This window comes from Anabaena azotica FACHB-119 (assembly GCF_014697625.1).
GTDB classification, from domain to species: Bacteria; Cyanobacteriota; Cyanobacteriia; order Cyanobacteriales; family Nostocaceae; genus Trichormus; species Trichormus azoticus_A.
In genome coordinates, this window is record NZ_JACJSG010000001.1 from 102,827 (window position 1) to 117,589 (window position 14,763).

General features: G+C 43.2%; 13 protein-coding genes. 3 read left to right on the forward strand and 10 right to left on the reverse strand.

Annotated features, from left to right (window positions below; genetic code table 11):
* Positions 1-32: 32 nt before the first annotated feature.
* Both ctpC and ispG read right to left on the reverse strand, forming a co-directional pair.
* Positions 33-1,316 (reverse strand): carboxyl-terminal processing protease CtpC, encoded by a 1,284-nt coding sequence (gene ctpC, locus H6G83_RS00455; RefSeq protein WP_190465510.1) that lies wholly within the window; start codon positions 1,314-1,316, stop codon positions 33-35.
* A 368-nt stretch (positions 1,317-1,684) separates the two neighbouring features.
* Positions 1,685-2,911: a (E)-4-hydroxy-3-methylbut-2-enyl-diphosphate synthase gene (gene ispG, locus H6G83_RS00460; RefSeq protein WP_190465512.1), complete on the reverse strand. Its 1,227-nt coding sequence runs from the start codon at positions 2,909-2,911 to the stop codon at positions 1,685-1,687.
* 668 nt (positions 2,912-3,579) lie between these two features.
* Here ispG and H6G83_RS00465 point away from each other — a divergent pair.
* Complete coding sequence (locus tag H6G83_RS00465; RefSeq protein ID WP_190465514.1) at positions 3,580-4,611, forward strand: cysteine hydrolase family protein; 1,032 nt, start codon at positions 3,580-3,582, stop codon at positions 4,609-4,611.
* Here the strand turns inward: H6G83_RS00465 and H6G83_RS00470 are convergent.
* Together H6G83_RS00470 and H6G83_RS00475 are read right to left on the reverse strand one after the other, a co-directional pair.
* Positions 4,603-5,751, reverse strand: coding sequence for a tetratricopeptide repeat protein (locus H6G83_RS00470; RefSeq protein WP_190465516.1), 1,149 nt, complete (start codon positions 5,749-5,751; stop codon positions 4,603-4,605). The genes H6G83_RS00465 and H6G83_RS00470 overlap by 9 nt on opposite strands.
* A gap of 55 nt (positions 5,752-5,806) precedes the next feature.
* Positions 5,807-6,697, reverse strand: coding sequence for a peptidoglycan DD-metalloendopeptidase family protein (locus tag H6G83_RS00475; protein WP_190465518.1), 891 nt, complete (start codon positions 6,695-6,697; stop codon positions 5,807-5,809).
* A 295-nt stretch (positions 6,698-6,992) separates the two neighbouring features.
* On the opposite strand from H6G83_RS00475, the gene H6G83_RS00480 reads away from it, so the two are divergent.
* Positions 6,993-8,198 (forward strand): HhoA/HhoB/HtrA family serine endopeptidase, encoded by a 1,206-nt coding sequence (locus tag H6G83_RS00480; protein WP_190465520.1) that lies wholly within the window; start codon positions 6,993-6,995, stop codon positions 8,196-8,198.
* Positions 8,199-8,272: 74 nt separating this feature from the next.
* Here the strand turns inward: H6G83_RS00480 and H6G83_RS00485 are convergent, their stop codons facing one another.
* The 4 genes from H6G83_RS00485 to ispD form a co-directional block, all read right to left on the reverse strand.
* Entirely contained in the window at positions 8,273-8,617 is a 345-nt protein-coding gene (locus H6G83_RS00485) for a DUF760 domain-containing protein (protein WP_190465521.1), read from the reverse strand.
* A 125-nt stretch (positions 8,618-8,742) separates the two neighbouring features.
* Positions 8,743-9,336: an SMC-Scp complex subunit ScpB gene (gene scpB / locus H6G83_RS00490; RefSeq protein WP_190465524.1), complete on the reverse strand. Its 594-nt coding sequence runs from the start codon at positions 9,334-9,336 to the stop codon at positions 8,743-8,745.
* Between the two features lies 1 nt (position 9,337).
* Complete coding sequence (locus H6G83_RS00495; protein ID WP_242044359.1) at positions 9,338-10,642, reverse strand: RNA-guided endonuclease InsQ/TnpB family protein; 1,305 nt, start codon at positions 10,640-10,642, stop codon at positions 9,338-9,340.
* Positions 10,643-10,784: 142 nt separating this feature from the next.
* Positions 10,785-11,474, reverse strand: a complete 690-nt coding sequence (ispD, locus tag H6G83_RS00500) for a 2-C-methyl-D-erythritol 4-phosphate cytidylyltransferase (protein ID WP_190465525.1) — start codon at positions 11,472-11,474, stop codon at positions 10,785-10,787.
* 330 nt (positions 11,475-11,804) lie between these two features.
* Here ispD and H6G83_RS00505 point away from each other — a divergent pair, with 330 nt between their 5' ends.
* Positions 11,805-12,764 (forward strand): glycosyltransferase family 9 protein, encoded by a 960-nt coding sequence (locus H6G83_RS00505; RefSeq protein WP_190465527.1) that lies wholly within the window; start codon positions 11,805-11,807, stop codon positions 12,762-12,764.
* Positions 12,765-12,882: 118 nt separating this feature from the next.
* Here the strand turns inward: H6G83_RS00505 and H6G83_RS00510 are convergent, their stop codons facing one another.
* Together H6G83_RS00510 and H6G83_RS00515 are read right to left on the reverse strand one after the other, a co-directional pair.
* Complete coding sequence (locus H6G83_RS00510) at positions 12,883-13,356, reverse strand: CRR6 family NdhI maturation factor (protein ID WP_190465529.1); 474 nt, start codon at positions 13,354-13,356, stop codon at positions 12,883-12,885.
* 315 nt (positions 13,357-13,671) lie between these two features.
* On the reverse strand, positions 13,672-14,667 hold the full coding sequence (locus tag H6G83_RS00515) for an o-succinylbenzoate synthase (protein WP_190465531.1): 996 nt from the start codon (positions 14,665-14,667) through the stop codon (positions 13,672-13,674).
* Between the last annotated feature and the right edge of the window lie 96 nt (positions 14,668-14,763).

Below are 14,763 nucleotides of genomic sequence, written 5' to 3' on the forward strand. Positions count from 1 at the left end.
CTCACACTTCCCCCATCCCCTAATCTTCCTCACTACCTTTCAGCCGTTGGTGTACCTTTACCTGCAATCTGTTTACCCAAGATTTCTACGGCTTTAGCAAATTGGGGGTCTTGTAGAGTACCGAGTTTATCGCGTTCACGTAACCATAGGTCTTGACGCTGGGCATCGCTCAATTCTAGTTTGATATCAGGGTCAATCCCATGCTTGTTAATGTCTCTGTTGTTGGGAGTCAGGTATTTAGCAATTGTCACTGCCAAACCTGAACCATCATCTAGAGGACGAACTGATTGTACCAAGCCTTTACCAAAGGTTTGAGTACCCACCAGAACAGCACGCTTGTTGTCTTGTAGTGCGCCGGAGAGTATTTCACTAGCACTGGCTGAACCCTTATCCACCAAGATAACTAAAGGTTTGTCAGTCAAGGCGCGTCCATTCGCAACTTCCCGTTCTCTTGTTCCTTGACGATCAACAGTAGAAACGATAGTACCTTTATCAATCCACATCCGCGCAATTTCTACGCTGGAGAAGAGTAAACCGCCAGGATTTCCCCGCAAATCTAGGATATAACCAGCAACTTGCTGCTTTTCTAAATTCCTGATGGCTTCCTGCATTTCTTTGCTAGCATTGGCGCTGAACTGGTTCAGACGGATGTAACCAACTTTACCGACAGGAGTTTGTTTTTGGGAATAACGCACCGGATGAATTTCAATCCGCGCTCTGGTGATTTTAAACTGTTTTTGTTGATTGTTACGCTGAATTGTCAAAGTAACTGGTGTACCTGCTGCACCTCGGATTAAGGATACAGCTTGGTTTGTGTCCATACCTTTGGTACTTTTGCCATCAATTCTGAGGATGACATCTTTAGCTAAGATCCCGGCTTTAAAAGCGGGTGTATCTTCAATTGGGGCAATTACCACTAATTGCTTAGTTTTTTCATCCTGGCTGATGGTGATACCTATACCTGTGAGTTCACCAGAGGTATCTACCTGCATATTCTTGAACTCCTCTGGATCCATAAATCGGGTGTATGGATCATTGAGGCGCTTCAGCATTTCCCGTATGGACTTATAAGCTTCCTGCTGATTACTGTAGGACTTATTTAAGTATTCCTTACGAACAGCCTGCCAATCCACTTGGTTAAAAGTGCCGTCTACGTATTGGCGCTGAACGATTTGCCAAACTTCATCTACCAATTCCTTGGGACTTGCTTTAAATAAAGCCTGACCGCGAGAGTGAATGCCAAGGCTAGTAACTGCGATCGTAGAGAGTGTTACTGCCGTAGCACCCAAAACAAGCCTACTTTTTGTAATCACCATATATTGACAATTCGTCAGAGGGAAAAATTTATAGTCAGTATGCTCAATCTAACACAGGGTAAACTGTAAAGACTGAGTATGTAGTACTAACTTCATCAAAATACCTTGTAATCCGGTCAGGTAGAGGATTGTAGTTTACACAAAGTTTATTAAGGGACTGGGGACTGGGGAGATGAGGGAGATGAGGGAGTGGGGGGAGATGAGGGAGATGAGGGAGTAACCCACCCCTAACCCCTCCCAGGAGGGGAATAGGGAGATGAGGGAGATGAGGGAGTGGGGGGAGATGAGGGAGAAAAACTAATGACAACTGATAACTGATAACTGACAACTGATAACTGACAACTGTCAACTGTCAACTGTCAACTGAATTAAGGGTCTACCCAACGGCCATCTGCCTTGATTAAGTTAATTAATTCTTCAACACCTTTGTCTTCTGGTATTTTTTTAATTTCTTCTCTGCCACGGTATAAAGATATGTAGCCAGGAGTTTTACCTACATAGCCATAATCAGCATCAGCCATTTCTCCAGGGCCATTGACAATACAACCCATCACGGCAATATCCAGTCCAGTTAAGTGTTTGGTGGCTTCTCGGACTTTGTGTAATACTTCCTCTAGGTTAAATAAGGTGCGTCCACAGGAAGGACAAGCTACATATTCCACCATTGTTTTCCGCAAACCTAATGCTTGCAGAATGCTGTAACAGACTGGGATTTCTTTTTCTGGTGCTTCTGTTAAAGAAACGCGAATTGTATCGCCGATACCATCTGCTAATAATGTGGCAATACCTGCTGTGGATTTAATTCTGCCATATTCGCCATCGCCTGCTTCTGTAACGCCTAAATGTAAGGGGTAGTCCATACCCAAATCATCCATGCGTTTGGCCATGAGGCGATAGGCTGCTACCATCACAGGAACTCGTGAGGCTTTCATGGAGATGACGATATTACGGAAGTCTAGAGATTCACAAATGCGAATAAATTCTAAGGCGGACTCTACCATTCCCTCTGGGGTATCGCCGTAGGTAAATAACATTCTCTCAGCTAGAGAACCGTGATTGACACCGATACGCATGGCTTTACCTTGGTCGCGGAGGGAAATTACCAAGGGTGCTAGAGTTTCGCGGATTTTTTCGCCAATTTCCTCAAATTCGGCTTGGGTATATTCGGTTCTGTTGGCGTTTGGTTTTTCAAATACGTATAAACCCGGATTAATTCTGACTTTTTCGATGTGCTTGGCTACTTCCAAGGCGATTTTCATGCCATTGTGATGTACGTCGGCAACAATTGGCACATCTTGGTAAGTTTTGATGAGTTTTTGTTTAATTTCTGCCAATGCTACGGCATGAGCGATACTAGGTACTGTCACACGGACGATTTCACAGCCAATTTCGTGCAAACGCCGAATAGCAGCTACAGAGCCATCAATGTCGAGGGTGTCTTCGTTAATCATGGACTGCACTACCACAGGATAACCACCGCCAATGGTGACATTTCCTACTTTTACCGGACGGGTTTTGCGGCGTTTGATTGTAGTGTCAAAGGTGGGTTGATTTGCTGTGTTACTCGATGTTGAGGGATTCGGCAGAGTTTGCATAACCTTAATAGGTGAATTTTCTGTAGTTAAGTTATCAGATGGAAAAGACTCTGTTTCTCAGATTGCCACAGTCAGGGCATTTTTGAACAATAAAATAGCAAAAAGGAAGATGAATCAAGACAGGAAGTGGTAATATACTGCTTTCTCCAGCAAAAATAATCTTCAGGTCAACAATGTATACACTATCAATACCATCAGCAAAGCCAATGGTTTTATGTGCCAACCTCACATTCCTGTAATTCATTTCCTGAAGGTAAAGCTTTAATTAATTTTGTACTCGGCGATTATCCAATTAGTCAGGATTTTATACTAATTTTATATAAGGTTGCACATAATATAAAATCCATTAATCTATCCGCGTTTATCTACGTCCATCTGCGTTCAATTATTCTCGACATATTATTCTATGTAGCTTCATGTTAATTTGATATAAGAGGCTAAAGAATAGGGATTATTCCTAATACTAATTTACTTTGTATTAATAAAAATTATTATGGTTTTGGTGGGCGATGCCTACCCTACGTATCTTTTAAATTTTAAGTTATATTTTTATATATGACAAAAATACTATATGTAACTGGGTTGGCGATCGCCAGTATTTTTGGTTACATTAGAACGGGAATTTGATAACTTGATTCCTCTACTAATTCTAATTAAACATACGTGATATGAATAATCCAACATCTACTATACCACCTCATTTCAACCCAGCCAAAGTTAGTGAAGTTTGGCGCGTACCTTATCAAGAACTTGCAGCAGAGGCGGAAACATGGGCGAAACAATATAATATTACCCCAGCAGCTTTTGATGAAAAGCGCATTTGTCTATTGTTAATAGATGTACAGAATACCTTTTGTATTCCTGGTTTTGAATTATTTGTGGGTGGTCAATCAGGGAATGGTGCTGTAGATGATAATCGCAGAATATGTGAGTTTATTTATCGTAATTTAAACAGAATTACTGAAATTATACCTACTCTTGATACTCACACCACTATGCAAATTTTTCATCCAATATTTTGGGTGAATGATTTAGGTGAACATCCTACGCCCTCTGCTACTACTATTACCTTAGCAGATATAGAAAAAGGGGTTTGGAAAGTTAATCCAGTTGTGGCGAATAGTTTGACTAAGGGGAATTATGAATTATTAGAAAAACACGCTTACTATTATGTCAAACAACTGAGTCAAGATGGTAAATACCCTCTGATTATTTGGCCTTACCACTCAATGTTAGGTGGTATCGGTCATGCGTTGGTTTCTTCAGTGGAAGAAGCGATATTTTTCCATTGTATTGCGCGTCAAAGTCAAACACAATTTGAAATTAAGGGAGATAATCCTTTTACTGAAAACTATTCTGTTTTACGTCCAGAAGTTTTGATTAGTTTTGATGAACATCCTTTAGCTCATAAAAATCAAAAATTAATTCAGCAACTTTTAGGATATGATGCTGTAATTATTGGTGGTCAAGCTAAAAGCCATTGTGTAGCTTGGACAATTGACGATTTATTAACAGAAATCAAACAAGTTGATGCTGAACTGGCTCAAAAAGTTTATTTGTTAGAAGATTGTACTTCTCCTGTTGTAGTTCCGGGGATTGTGGATTATACAGAACAAGCAGATGAGGCTTTTGCTAGGTTTAAAGCAGCAGGAATGCACATTGTGAAATCTACTGAACCGATAGATAAGTGGCTAGCCTGAAACTGCTTGCTGTATCAAGGCTTGAAACTCATTTGTCTGACGGATGGTATCAAAATCAGGGTCATTTTCTGCTGCTGCAAGGAATGTATTATCACCCAGATTTATGGCTTGTTGTAAACTTTGTATAGCCTGCTCTAGATGACCTTGTAAAGCATAGCAGCAGGCTATATTGTAAAAAGTATCAGCATCATTTGGGTTAAATTCTAAAGCTTGGTGATAACTGGCGATCGCTTCTTCATAACGACCTAATTCATGTAAAATAATGCTGCGATTTTGCCATGCTGCAAATTTGTCATCTAAAACTGGAATGGCTTGGTCGCAAGCAGCGATCGCTTCTTCTATTTGCCCAAAATCTATTAATATTCTAGCCCATTCATACCAAGCAATTTCACTTTTTTCGTTACCTTGAAGCACATTTTTATGACTAGCTATTGCTGCTGTAACATCGCCTATTTTCTCGAAAACATCTCCTTTATATGACCAAATTTCCCAAGCATCTGGTTTAATTTTTAAAGCTTGTTCATAACTATTAATTGCTTCAGGGTAGCGATTTAAACTTTCTAATACCTTACCTCGTTCGCGCCAACCCAGATAATCATCAGGGTTAATTTCTAGCAATTTTTCATAACTTGCCAGAGATTCATCATAACAACCCATCTCAAACAACATACCGCTACGTTCGTGCCATACTGCACAACTATTAGGCTCAAGTTCTAAAGTTTTGTTGTAACTAGCAAGAGCTTCATCATAATCACCTAGTTGAGATAAAGCAAAACTTCTATCCCACCAAACATCATAATTATCAGGTTGGATTTTTAAAGCTTGTTGAAAATTTACCAAAGACTCAGCATAATCACTAAGACGTTCTAAATGAACTTGTCCTCGACGATGCCAAGCTGAGAAATTATCAGGTTCAATTTCTATAACTTTGTCAAAGCTAGCAATTGCGGCGGCTGTTGCTGACTCATTGTCTAACAAAAATAAATTCCAGCCTCTTTCATTCCAGGCGGCTGAGGAATTTGGTTGTATTTCTAGAACTTGATCAAAGCAGGCGATCGCTTTTTCATATTCCCCAGCTTGATGATGCTGTAATCCCTGATTAAAAATAAGTTCAACTGCTGAATTGATGCTTTGACTCATAAAACTTTTTACCTGTCCCCTGTCCTCTAATTATCAAAGCGATCGCCTAACTTTGTTACGGTTTCAAATAATCTTTAGGATTTTCTGCCACCCATCCTAAAGATGAACTAGCACGCACTTCAAAATGGAGATGGGGTTGCTTCGTAATTGGCTGTCCAGTAGTGCCTACAGTCCCCAGTAATTGACCTTTGTTAACTTGTTGACCAACCTTGACATTCATGGTGTCAAGATGGGCGTAGCGGCTTTGTAGACCGCCATTGTGATTGATAATGACCAAATTACCGTAAGTACCTTGTTCCTTGGCAAAGACTACCGTACCGGGTGCGATCGCCTCAACCGGAGTTCCCACAGCAGCCAACAAATCCACCCCACTGTGGAAGAATACTTCACCTGTATTCGGGTTAATCTGCCATCCATAAGGTAAACCCACTTGCACCACTTGCGAAAAAGGATAGCCTGCTAACTGAACAGTAGCAGTCGCCATCGAGGGTCTAGGAGACTGAGTAAAGGAACCATTAACAGGCGACCAATTCACCCCAGGAACAAATACGATTCTAGGATTTGCTTGACAGCCATTGACCTCAAATAGAGTATCAGGGCGCACCTTATATTTTGTCGCCACTTGTCGCCAAGTTTGACCCTGTGGCACTTCCACAACCACCCCATTGTAGGGAGGAATTTGTAATTCACTGCCGACAGTTGGGGAAGAACCAACACGAAGAGATGGATTCATACCAATCAACGTTTCAGCGCTGAGGTTGTAGCGCTGGGCTATATTCACCAATGTATCGCCTGGAACCACTTTGTGACGCTTGAACCGAGATAAAGCCGGAACTGGACAACCCGCCACAGCCGCATTAACTCTGTTCAAGTTGGGCAGTATGGTTGTCAGTCCAATAGTGCTGACTAAGCTACAGAGTAAAAGCAGACGGTAGGAAACAGTCATGTTAAGAATTTCTGAAAACCTTAACTTTAGATTTTAGTTTGGGAATTGGGGATTGGGGACTGGGAAAGGGGGAAAGGGGAAAGGGGAAAAGGGGAAAGGGGACTGGGGACTGGGAAAGGGGGAAAGGGGAAAGGGGAAAGGGGAAAAGGAACAACTGACTAATGACTATTGACTAATGACTATTGACTAATGACTATTGACTAATGACTAATGTTAAATTTATCTGTCCAGTTGCAGGTTGCTTGACTACACTTAGAAATTAGCAACTGCATTGCTGTCCTTGAGTGTAGTCATTATGAATTTATCTCTAAAGCAACTGGCAATTTATCTGTCTCTACTAGTGGTTGGTGGTAGTGCAGGTATATTAGGCAGTCGCTATCTACTTCCCCAGAATCGCTCGTTTCTACAACTGAGAAATGTGACGACGGCTTTGCCTTCAGAATCTGTTGCGCCTAATCCGGTAACTGGCTCTGTGGCAAATCCTGGGGGAGATAATGTAAATTTTATTGCTAGTGCGGTACAAAAAGTTGGGCCGGCTGTGGTGCGGATTAATGCCACTCGTAAAGTCGCCAATCCTATTTCTGATGCGTTAAAAAATCCGCTTTTGCGCCGATTTTTCGGTGAAGATGAACAACCACTTCCGCAAGAACGCATTGAACGAGGTACAGGTTCAGGATTTATTTTAAGCGCCAATGGGCAGTTACTCACCAATGCTCATGTGGTGGCTGATACAGATACTGTACAAGTAACTCTCAAAGATGGTCGGACTTATGAGGGGAGGGTTGTAGGGGTTGATCCGATTACAGATGTGGCTGTGGTGAAAATCCCTGGGAACAATTTGCCAACGGTGAAGTTGGGAAATTCACAAAATTTGATTCCGGGACAGTGGGCGATCGCAATTGGTAATCCTTTGGGTCTAGATAATACTGTCACTATCGGCATTATCAGCGCCACAGACCGCACCAGCGCCCAAGTTGGTGTTCCTGATAAGCGAGTCAGCTTTATTCAAACCGATGCAGCAATTAACCCTGGTAATTCTGGCGGGCCGTTATTAAATGCTCAAGGGGAAGTAATTGGAGTTAACACTGCTATCCGTGCTGATGCTCAAGGTCTTGGTTTCGCCATACCCATAGAAACCGCCGCCCGTGTTGCTAATGAGCTTTTTACTAAAGGGCGTGTAGAACATCCTTTTTTAGGGATAGAGATGACGGATTTATCTCCCACCAAAAAGCAGCAGATTAATACTGAAAACAAGTTGAATATTCAACAAGACACTGGCGTTGTGATCAAAAGTGTCTTGGACGATTCCCCAGCTCAAAAAGCAGGGTTGCTCCCTGGTGATGTAATTCAGAAAATTAATGGTAAAACCGTCAAAACTTCCGCCCAAGTACAAAAATTAGTGGAATCCAGCACAGTCGGCGATGTTCTCGCCGTCGAGGTTAACCGCAGTGGCGAAATTCTCACTTTGAAGGTGCAGTCAGGGGTTTATCCCAAACGGTAGTCATTAGTCATTGGTCATTAGTCATTAGTCCATAGTTAGTGGGCTGGTGACTGATAACTGATAACTGTTAACTGTTAACCGTTGGATAAATGATCTAACTGCATTCTTTGTTCCATTTGACGGAGGAAGTAACCAGTCATCATTGCTGATGCTAATAGCCCTGCTAGATTTTCTTTGTCTGTGGTAATCTGGACATTGAAATTTTCTGCGGGGAGCATTCCCACTAACCCTTGCACGTTCTGGGAAATAATTTGTTTAATTTCCGGGCTGACAGACTGAGCGACGCGGGCTAGAACTTCTGGAGACTGATGTTGCAGATACTTGAGTAACTGGTTTGGATTTTCCCCAAAGTGATCAGAAAGAAGTTGGTTGGGGTGTTCTTCGGAGTTGTTATTTAAGAAGTCAGGATCAAACACCATTGGCAATTTTTTTTAGCTTGGTTGCTAATTCTACTTTAAACCATAGTACGTGGGTAGTGCTTTAATCAGTTGGCAGTTATCAGTTATCAGGTTATTTCTAATGTTCACTGTCCACTGATAACTGTTCACTGTTCACTGTTCACTGTCCCTACGGCTAAATCTAGCTCTAATTGCTGTTCCTGTTGTTGACTGTCTAAGAGTTGGGGAAGTTGTTCTATTTGGAAATATTGATGAAATTTTGGTGTTACTTGTAGTGAATAGGAACGAGATTCATTATCTCGGCGCTTGCGGACAAAACCGAGTTCGACTAGTTCGGGGACGTGTTGATATACGCCGGAACCGCGCAGGTTAATCAAATCGCTTTGCAGGATGGGACTATTGAGGGCGATCGCAGCTAGTGTCCGCAATGCTCCTAATCCTAATTCTACGGGAATTAGCGTCTGCACTAAGTCTTGGAAGTCTGTTCGCAGTTGCAGGCTATAACCATTGGGGGTTTCTACAACTTCTAAGGCGCTATCTCGACGGGCGTAGCTGTCCATGAGTTCAATAATGCCTTCTTCTACGGTAGCGCGATCGCAAGCGGCATATTCGGCAATTTCCCCGATGGACAAGGGCTTACCCTTCAAATAGAGAATCGCTTCTATCTTAGTCGCTGTGGCTGTATTGACAACTCCCCTGCCTGAAGGCGAGGGGATTCTTGGTTCATTGGGATAGCTCATGCTACTTGCCCTCCCCAAAATTCACCGTGATGTGTCCCACCACTGAATAACCACGTTGTAAGACGACTTGCGCCGCCGCTACATCTCGATCGGTTTGGTATCCGCACTCAGGGCATTTATGAACCCGCTCAGATAACAATTTCTTCCCTGTATGGGACTGACATCTAGGACAAATTTGGCTAGTTCCGCTTGCGTCTACTTTGGCGAAATACGCACCACGCTTAAAGCAAACGTGACTCAGGATATTAAGAAACTGCCCAAAGCCTGCGTCTAGCGTATGTTTACACAACATACCTGCTGACATAGCCTTAAGGTTCAAATCCTCAGCAAAAATACTTTGTCCTTGGTCGCATAAATGATGAGCAGTCTTAAAGTGAAAATCTTTTCGACTATTCGAGATGTACTCATGGTCTTTAGCAATTCTTTGGTGTAGTTGACGAGACTTTCTAGAGCCTTTCTTCTTGCGCTTGAGTTGACGTTGCAGCAATTTCAGCTTGCGTTGTCCATCCACGAAAAAGCGAGGTCTATCTATCAACTCTCCATCTGAAGTTGCTAAAAAGTGTTGCAAGCCTAAATCAATTCCTATTCCATGTCCTGAGATTGAAGGGGATGGTATTTCAACATCGCATTGCAAACTGAGCATGACGTAATAGCCAGAATCTCGTTTTACCACACGAATTTGCTTGACCTCAAACCCTTCGGGAATTGGGCGAGACAGGCGTATTTTAGCTAAACCAATCTTGGGCAGATTAACCCAAAGAGCGCCATCAAATCGTTTAACTGATTCTAGATTTAATTGAGGAAACACGAATGAGCGCATCCGCTTTTTAAATCTAGGAAATCCTTGTCCTCGTTCCCACATTGCCACAAACGCCGCTTCTAATTGACGTAATGTCTGCTGCAAAACATGAGTGTGAGGTAATTTCAGTTCGGGAATTGACTTTTTCGCCTCTGCCAATGTCTTACATTGACGAGCAAAAGTTGGGCGTGGTGCGTCGGCAGGGATAATGTATTCCTGCTTAATGCTGCACGAATTAATATCGCACTTACGAGAATTGACCCAATCCTTCCGTTCCCGCAGCGCATAGTTGTAGACCTTCCGGCAAATTTCTAGCCAGTGATCGAAGGTTCGGCGCTGCGCTTTGGTAGGAATGAGCTTGTATTCGTAGGTGAGGTTTAGCATACAACTATTGTACCACCTGCCTGAATAAACGATTATCCGTTTATTCAAATTCCTAGATGCGGATATAGGCTTTTGAGAAAGCCGCGCTAGAAGCGCGGGGCTTGTACCCATTCTTTTGGTCATAATTCAAAATTCAAAATTCAAAATTCAAAATTCAAAATTTAAATTTCGCTCTTGAATTTCTCCTTCGATAAATGTGTGGGATTATACGCACTTTATTGAACTAAGTCAAGTATTTATGCGGCAAAGTGGGGAAAGACATAACTTACTTGCTACTACTCCGACTGGTAAGGATAAATTCGGCGATCGCTAAATCTTGAGGAGTGGTAATTTTTAAATTTGTTTCCTCACCTTGCACAATTCGCACTTCGATACCGCACTTTTCAAATAAAGCCGCATCGTCTGTCACTTCCCAACCTTGGCGAACACCTTCAGCATGGCACTGTTTTAGCAATTCAACGTTAAATCCTTGGGGGGTTTGGGCTGCCCAAAGATGGCTGCGGTCTGGTGTACTTTGAATTATGCCACTTTCGTCTACAACTTTAATCGTGTCTTTCACGGGGACAGCCGCAATTAAACCAGAACATTGACGAATTGCTTGGGCGCAGGAGTTAAGCAAATCCGGTGTTACCAGACATCTAGCGCCATCGTGAATTAAAACTTGTTCTGCGGCGGTTGGTAGCGCCTGTAAGCCGTTGTAAACCGATTCTTGCCTAGTGGAACCGCCAATAATTAATTCTACTGGTTTAGTTAGCGGTAAGTTAGCAAGAATAGATTTAAAATCTGGCCAGTCGATTGGTTGGGAGATAATGCCAATCCAACTGATTTGGTCGGCTGCTTGTGCAGCTAAGAGAGTCCAAGCGAGAATGGTTTGCGATCGCACTTCCAACAAAAGTTTATTGCGGTCACTTCCCATTCGTTTACCAACTCCGGCGGCGGGGATGAGTAAATACACTGTGTTTTAATGTCAAACTAGGGGACTGGGGATTGGGGATTGGGTATTAGGAACTGGGGAAGTACAGGAGCAGGGGAGCAGGGGAGCAACCCACCCCTAACCCCTCCCAGGAGGGGAACGGAGCAGGGGAGCAGGGGAGCAACCCACCCCTAGCCCCTCCCAGGAGGGGAACGGAGCAGAGGAGCAGTATTTTTCCTTTCCCCTTTTCCCTTTCCCCTTTCCCCTTTTCCCTTTCCCCTTTTCCCTTTTCCCTTTCTATAAAGTCTTAATACCTAATCCCTGATACCTATATTCCCCTAAAATAAGGAGCGATAAGCGTCAATAAATATTATGCGAGTAGTAGCCCTTGTACCTGGCGGAATTGGCGATCAAATTCTGTTTTTTCCGACTCTAGACGATCTGAAGCGCTATTACCCTAACGCGCAGTTGGATGTGGTTGTGGAACCCCGGTCAAAGGCTGCCTACCGGGTGAGCAAGTCAGTGAATGATATACTGACCTTCGATTACAAAGACCGTAATAGCCTAGCAGATTGGGGAAATCTTGTCGGCACGATTCGCGATCGCGAGTATGATGTGGCGATCGCTGTTGGGTCTAGCTGGTTGGTGGGTTTAATGCTGTGGCTGACAGGAATTCCCACACGTATCGGCTACCAAGGCAAAGGTGCGTCATTTCTTACCAAAACTGTACCGTTGAAACCTGCTCAATACGCGGCGACAGTTTACCACGAGTTGCTTCAACCATTCGGGATTAATACCCCTACTCCAGAGTTAGCGGTAAATGTGCCGAAACCGGATATTGATTGGGCAAATAATGAGCAAAAGCGCCTGGGAATCAACGATACAGGTTACGTTTTGATTCATGGCGGTTCTAGCTGGAAATCTCAGCCAAAAGCTTTGGATACAGTTTACCCTGTGGAAAACTGGCAAGAAATCATCGAAGATTTTCGCCAAAAGCAGCCCGATTTACCTGTAGTTGTGATTCAAGGCCCGGATGATGAGCAATTTGTGCGATCGCTGCGAGATTCATCTTTAGACATCAAGGTAACATCCCCTGATAACATCGGTAAACTAACAGCGATGATTGCTGGAGCCAACTTAATGCTAACTACCGATAGTGCGCCATTACACTTAAGTGTAGCAGTACAAACCTATACTATCGCTCTGTTTGGCTCTACAGAACCCGCAAGATTATTACCAAACAGCGATAAGTTTTTAGGAATTAAATCTCCTACAGGTAAGGTTGCCGATATTACACCCAAAACTGTACTAGAAAAAGTTTGGGGAGGGTGATGAGGAGATGAGGGGAAAGGGGAAAGGGGAAAGGAAAAATACTGCGCCCCTGCTCCTCTGCGCCCCTGCGCCCCTGCTCCTCTGCGCCCCTGCTTCTTCCCAATCCCCAATCCCCAATTCAAAACATTTCAAAAAACGCATCTTCTAATTCGTAACCTAGCATTTGCGCCATAGATTTGAGGCGCGATTGCCAGGGTATATTTTGTTGTTTTAACCAATCGCTTAAAACAAAAATTTTGTGCATCAAAAAGATTTCTAAGGCTTCGGGATTATACTGAATACCTTCTTTGGCGCTAAATTGATGCGGTACAAGCATAGCGGCATAACGCCCTAGTTCGCCTGCTTTCCAGTCTAGTAAAAATGGCAACCAGGGATACTTGGCATCTAGACGGATAAACCACAGCCTTAATTCAGGAATTTCTGACAATTCGCGGGGATCGCCAGGTTCTAAAGGGTAATCAATAGTAAAGTTTAACTGCTGTTCGTGGGTAGCAATGGTTCCTTGTTCCAGCAGTGGGTTAATCACCTTATGGGCGGGTGACAAATCGAGGGTATTAACAGTGTCGGTGTTGATGGCGATGGTGATTGTCATGGACTCATCAGCTACTTTTTTACGCTCAGTAGTATGCTTGAGAATCCACAGTACCAGCTTTCTGGTATTGGCGCTATGTTTTGTGAGTGTGGAGAAGAAAAAATTGTTGACTATTGACTATTGACTATGGACTATTGACTGTTGACTATGGACTATTGACTGTTGACTGTTGACTATGGACTATTGACTGTTGACTGTTGACTATGGACTATTGACTGTTGACTGTTGACTATTGACTATTGACTGTTGACTGTTGACTATTGACTGTTGACTATTGACTGTGTTGTGAAAATTTCTCCCTCATCTCCCCCATTTTCAAAGCTCTTGTGCAAAAAAGTGATTAACGCCAAAACCAACAGCCCTATTGTGAAGAGATAATTCTGCTGCTAGTTTTAAGGCTGTTTGTCTGGCGATCGCAGTTTCAAATACAGAGGAAAATACCGCGTCAATTTCATGCTGTTGAAAAAATTGTCGCAGGCGAGAGGGTGAACCGATAATGGCTGGTTTAATGACAAATACATCCCGCCAACCTTTCTCATAACAATCAGCAAGTTGCTTGAGGGTAGCGACAGATTCATCTAAAGCGATCGCTGTACCATAAGCTTGACTCAATGCCAACATTTGCGAAAATTGATCCACGGGCAATGGCTGTTCGATAAATTCGATTTCTATGGCTAAATTATCACAAGCCTGTAGCCATGTATGAGCTTGTTGATAGTTAAGTCCCCCGTTTGCGTCTAAGCGCAGTTTTGCTGATGCAGGTAGGCTTTGGATCAATGAGTCAAATAATTTCAGTTCTTCGGCTATCTCACCCACGCCAATTTTCCATTTAAACGTGCGATATCCCTCTTCCCACAAGCTGCGCCATTGATGCAATGCTGCTTCCCCTGCTGGTAGTAAGGCGCTGTAGGTAAGGGGGGAAGGTGGGGGAGATGAGGGAGATGAGGGGGATGAGGGAGAAGTTTTAGCTTTCATTACTTCCCAGTCCCCAGTCCCCAGTCCCCAGTCCCCAGTCCCCAACCCCTCCAACGCCGACTCAAAACCAAATTGACAAGCTGGTAGATGAGCGGGAATTGAGTAAATGATTTCCTGGGTTATTTCTTTTGGTAGTTGGCGACAAAAATCTAAGGCTTGTTCTAAAGTCTCAGAACCAAACCAGCTAATAGGCGCAATTTCTCCCCAACCAACTTTACCGTTGATATCTGTCAGACGGAGAATAATCGCTTCGCGTACTTCCCAGATACCATGACTAGTAACTAGCGATCGCCTGAATTTTCTAGCTATAGGACGAAATTCAAGTTGATAACGCATGGGTTGGGGACTGGGTATTGGGGACTGGGGAAGAAGAGATATAAAATTTCCCCTTTACCCTGTATCTAAACTCAACACTTTTAAATCAGTTGTCAG

Excerpts from the sequence above, each read along its gene's own strand:
- ctpC (WP_190465510.1), bottom strand. The coding sequence starts at position 1,316 with ATGGTGATTACAAAAAGTAGGCTTGTTTTGGGTGCTACGGCAGTAACA.
- ispG (WP_190465512.1), bottom strand. The coding sequence starts at position 2,911 with ATGCAAACTCTGCCGAATCCCTCAACATCGAGTAACACAGCAAATCAA.
- H6G83_RS00465 (WP_190465514.1), top strand. The coding sequence starts at position 3,580 with ATGAATAATCCAACATCTACTATACCACCTCATTTCAACCCAGCCAAA.
- H6G83_RS00470 (WP_190465516.1), bottom strand. The coding sequence starts at position 5,751 with ATGAGTCAAAGCATCAATTCAGCAGTTGAACTTATTTTTAATCAGGGA.
- H6G83_RS00475 (WP_190465518.1), bottom strand. The coding sequence starts at position 6,697 with ATGACTGTTTCCTACCGTCTGCTTTTACTCTGTAGCTTAGTCAGCACT.
- H6G83_RS00480 (WP_190465520.1), top strand. The coding sequence starts at position 6,993 with ATGAATTTATCTCTAAAGCAACTGGCAATTTATCTGTCTCTACTAGTG.
- H6G83_RS00485 (WP_190465521.1), bottom strand. The coding sequence starts at position 8,617 with ATGGTGTTTGATCCTGACTTCTTAAATAACAACTCCGAAGAACACCCC.
- scpB (WP_190465524.1), bottom strand. The coding sequence starts at position 9,336 with ATGAGCTATCCCAATGAACCAAGAATCCCCTCGCCTTCAGGCAGGGGA.
- H6G83_RS00495 (WP_242044359.1), bottom strand. The coding sequence starts at position 10,642 with ATGACCAAAAGAATGGGTACAAGCCCCGCGCTTCTAGCGCGGCTTTCT.
- H6G83_RS00505 (WP_190465527.1), top strand. The coding sequence starts at position 11,805 with ATGCGAGTAGTAGCCCTTGTACCTGGCGGAATTGGCGATCAAATTCTG.
- H6G83_RS00510 (WP_190465529.1), bottom strand. The coding sequence starts at position 13,356 with ATGACAATCACCATCGCCATCAACACCGACACTGTTAATACCCTCGAT.
- H6G83_RS00515 (WP_190465531.1), bottom strand. The coding sequence starts at position 14,667 with ATGCGTTATCAACTTGAATTTCGTCCTATAGCTAGAAAATTCAGGCGA.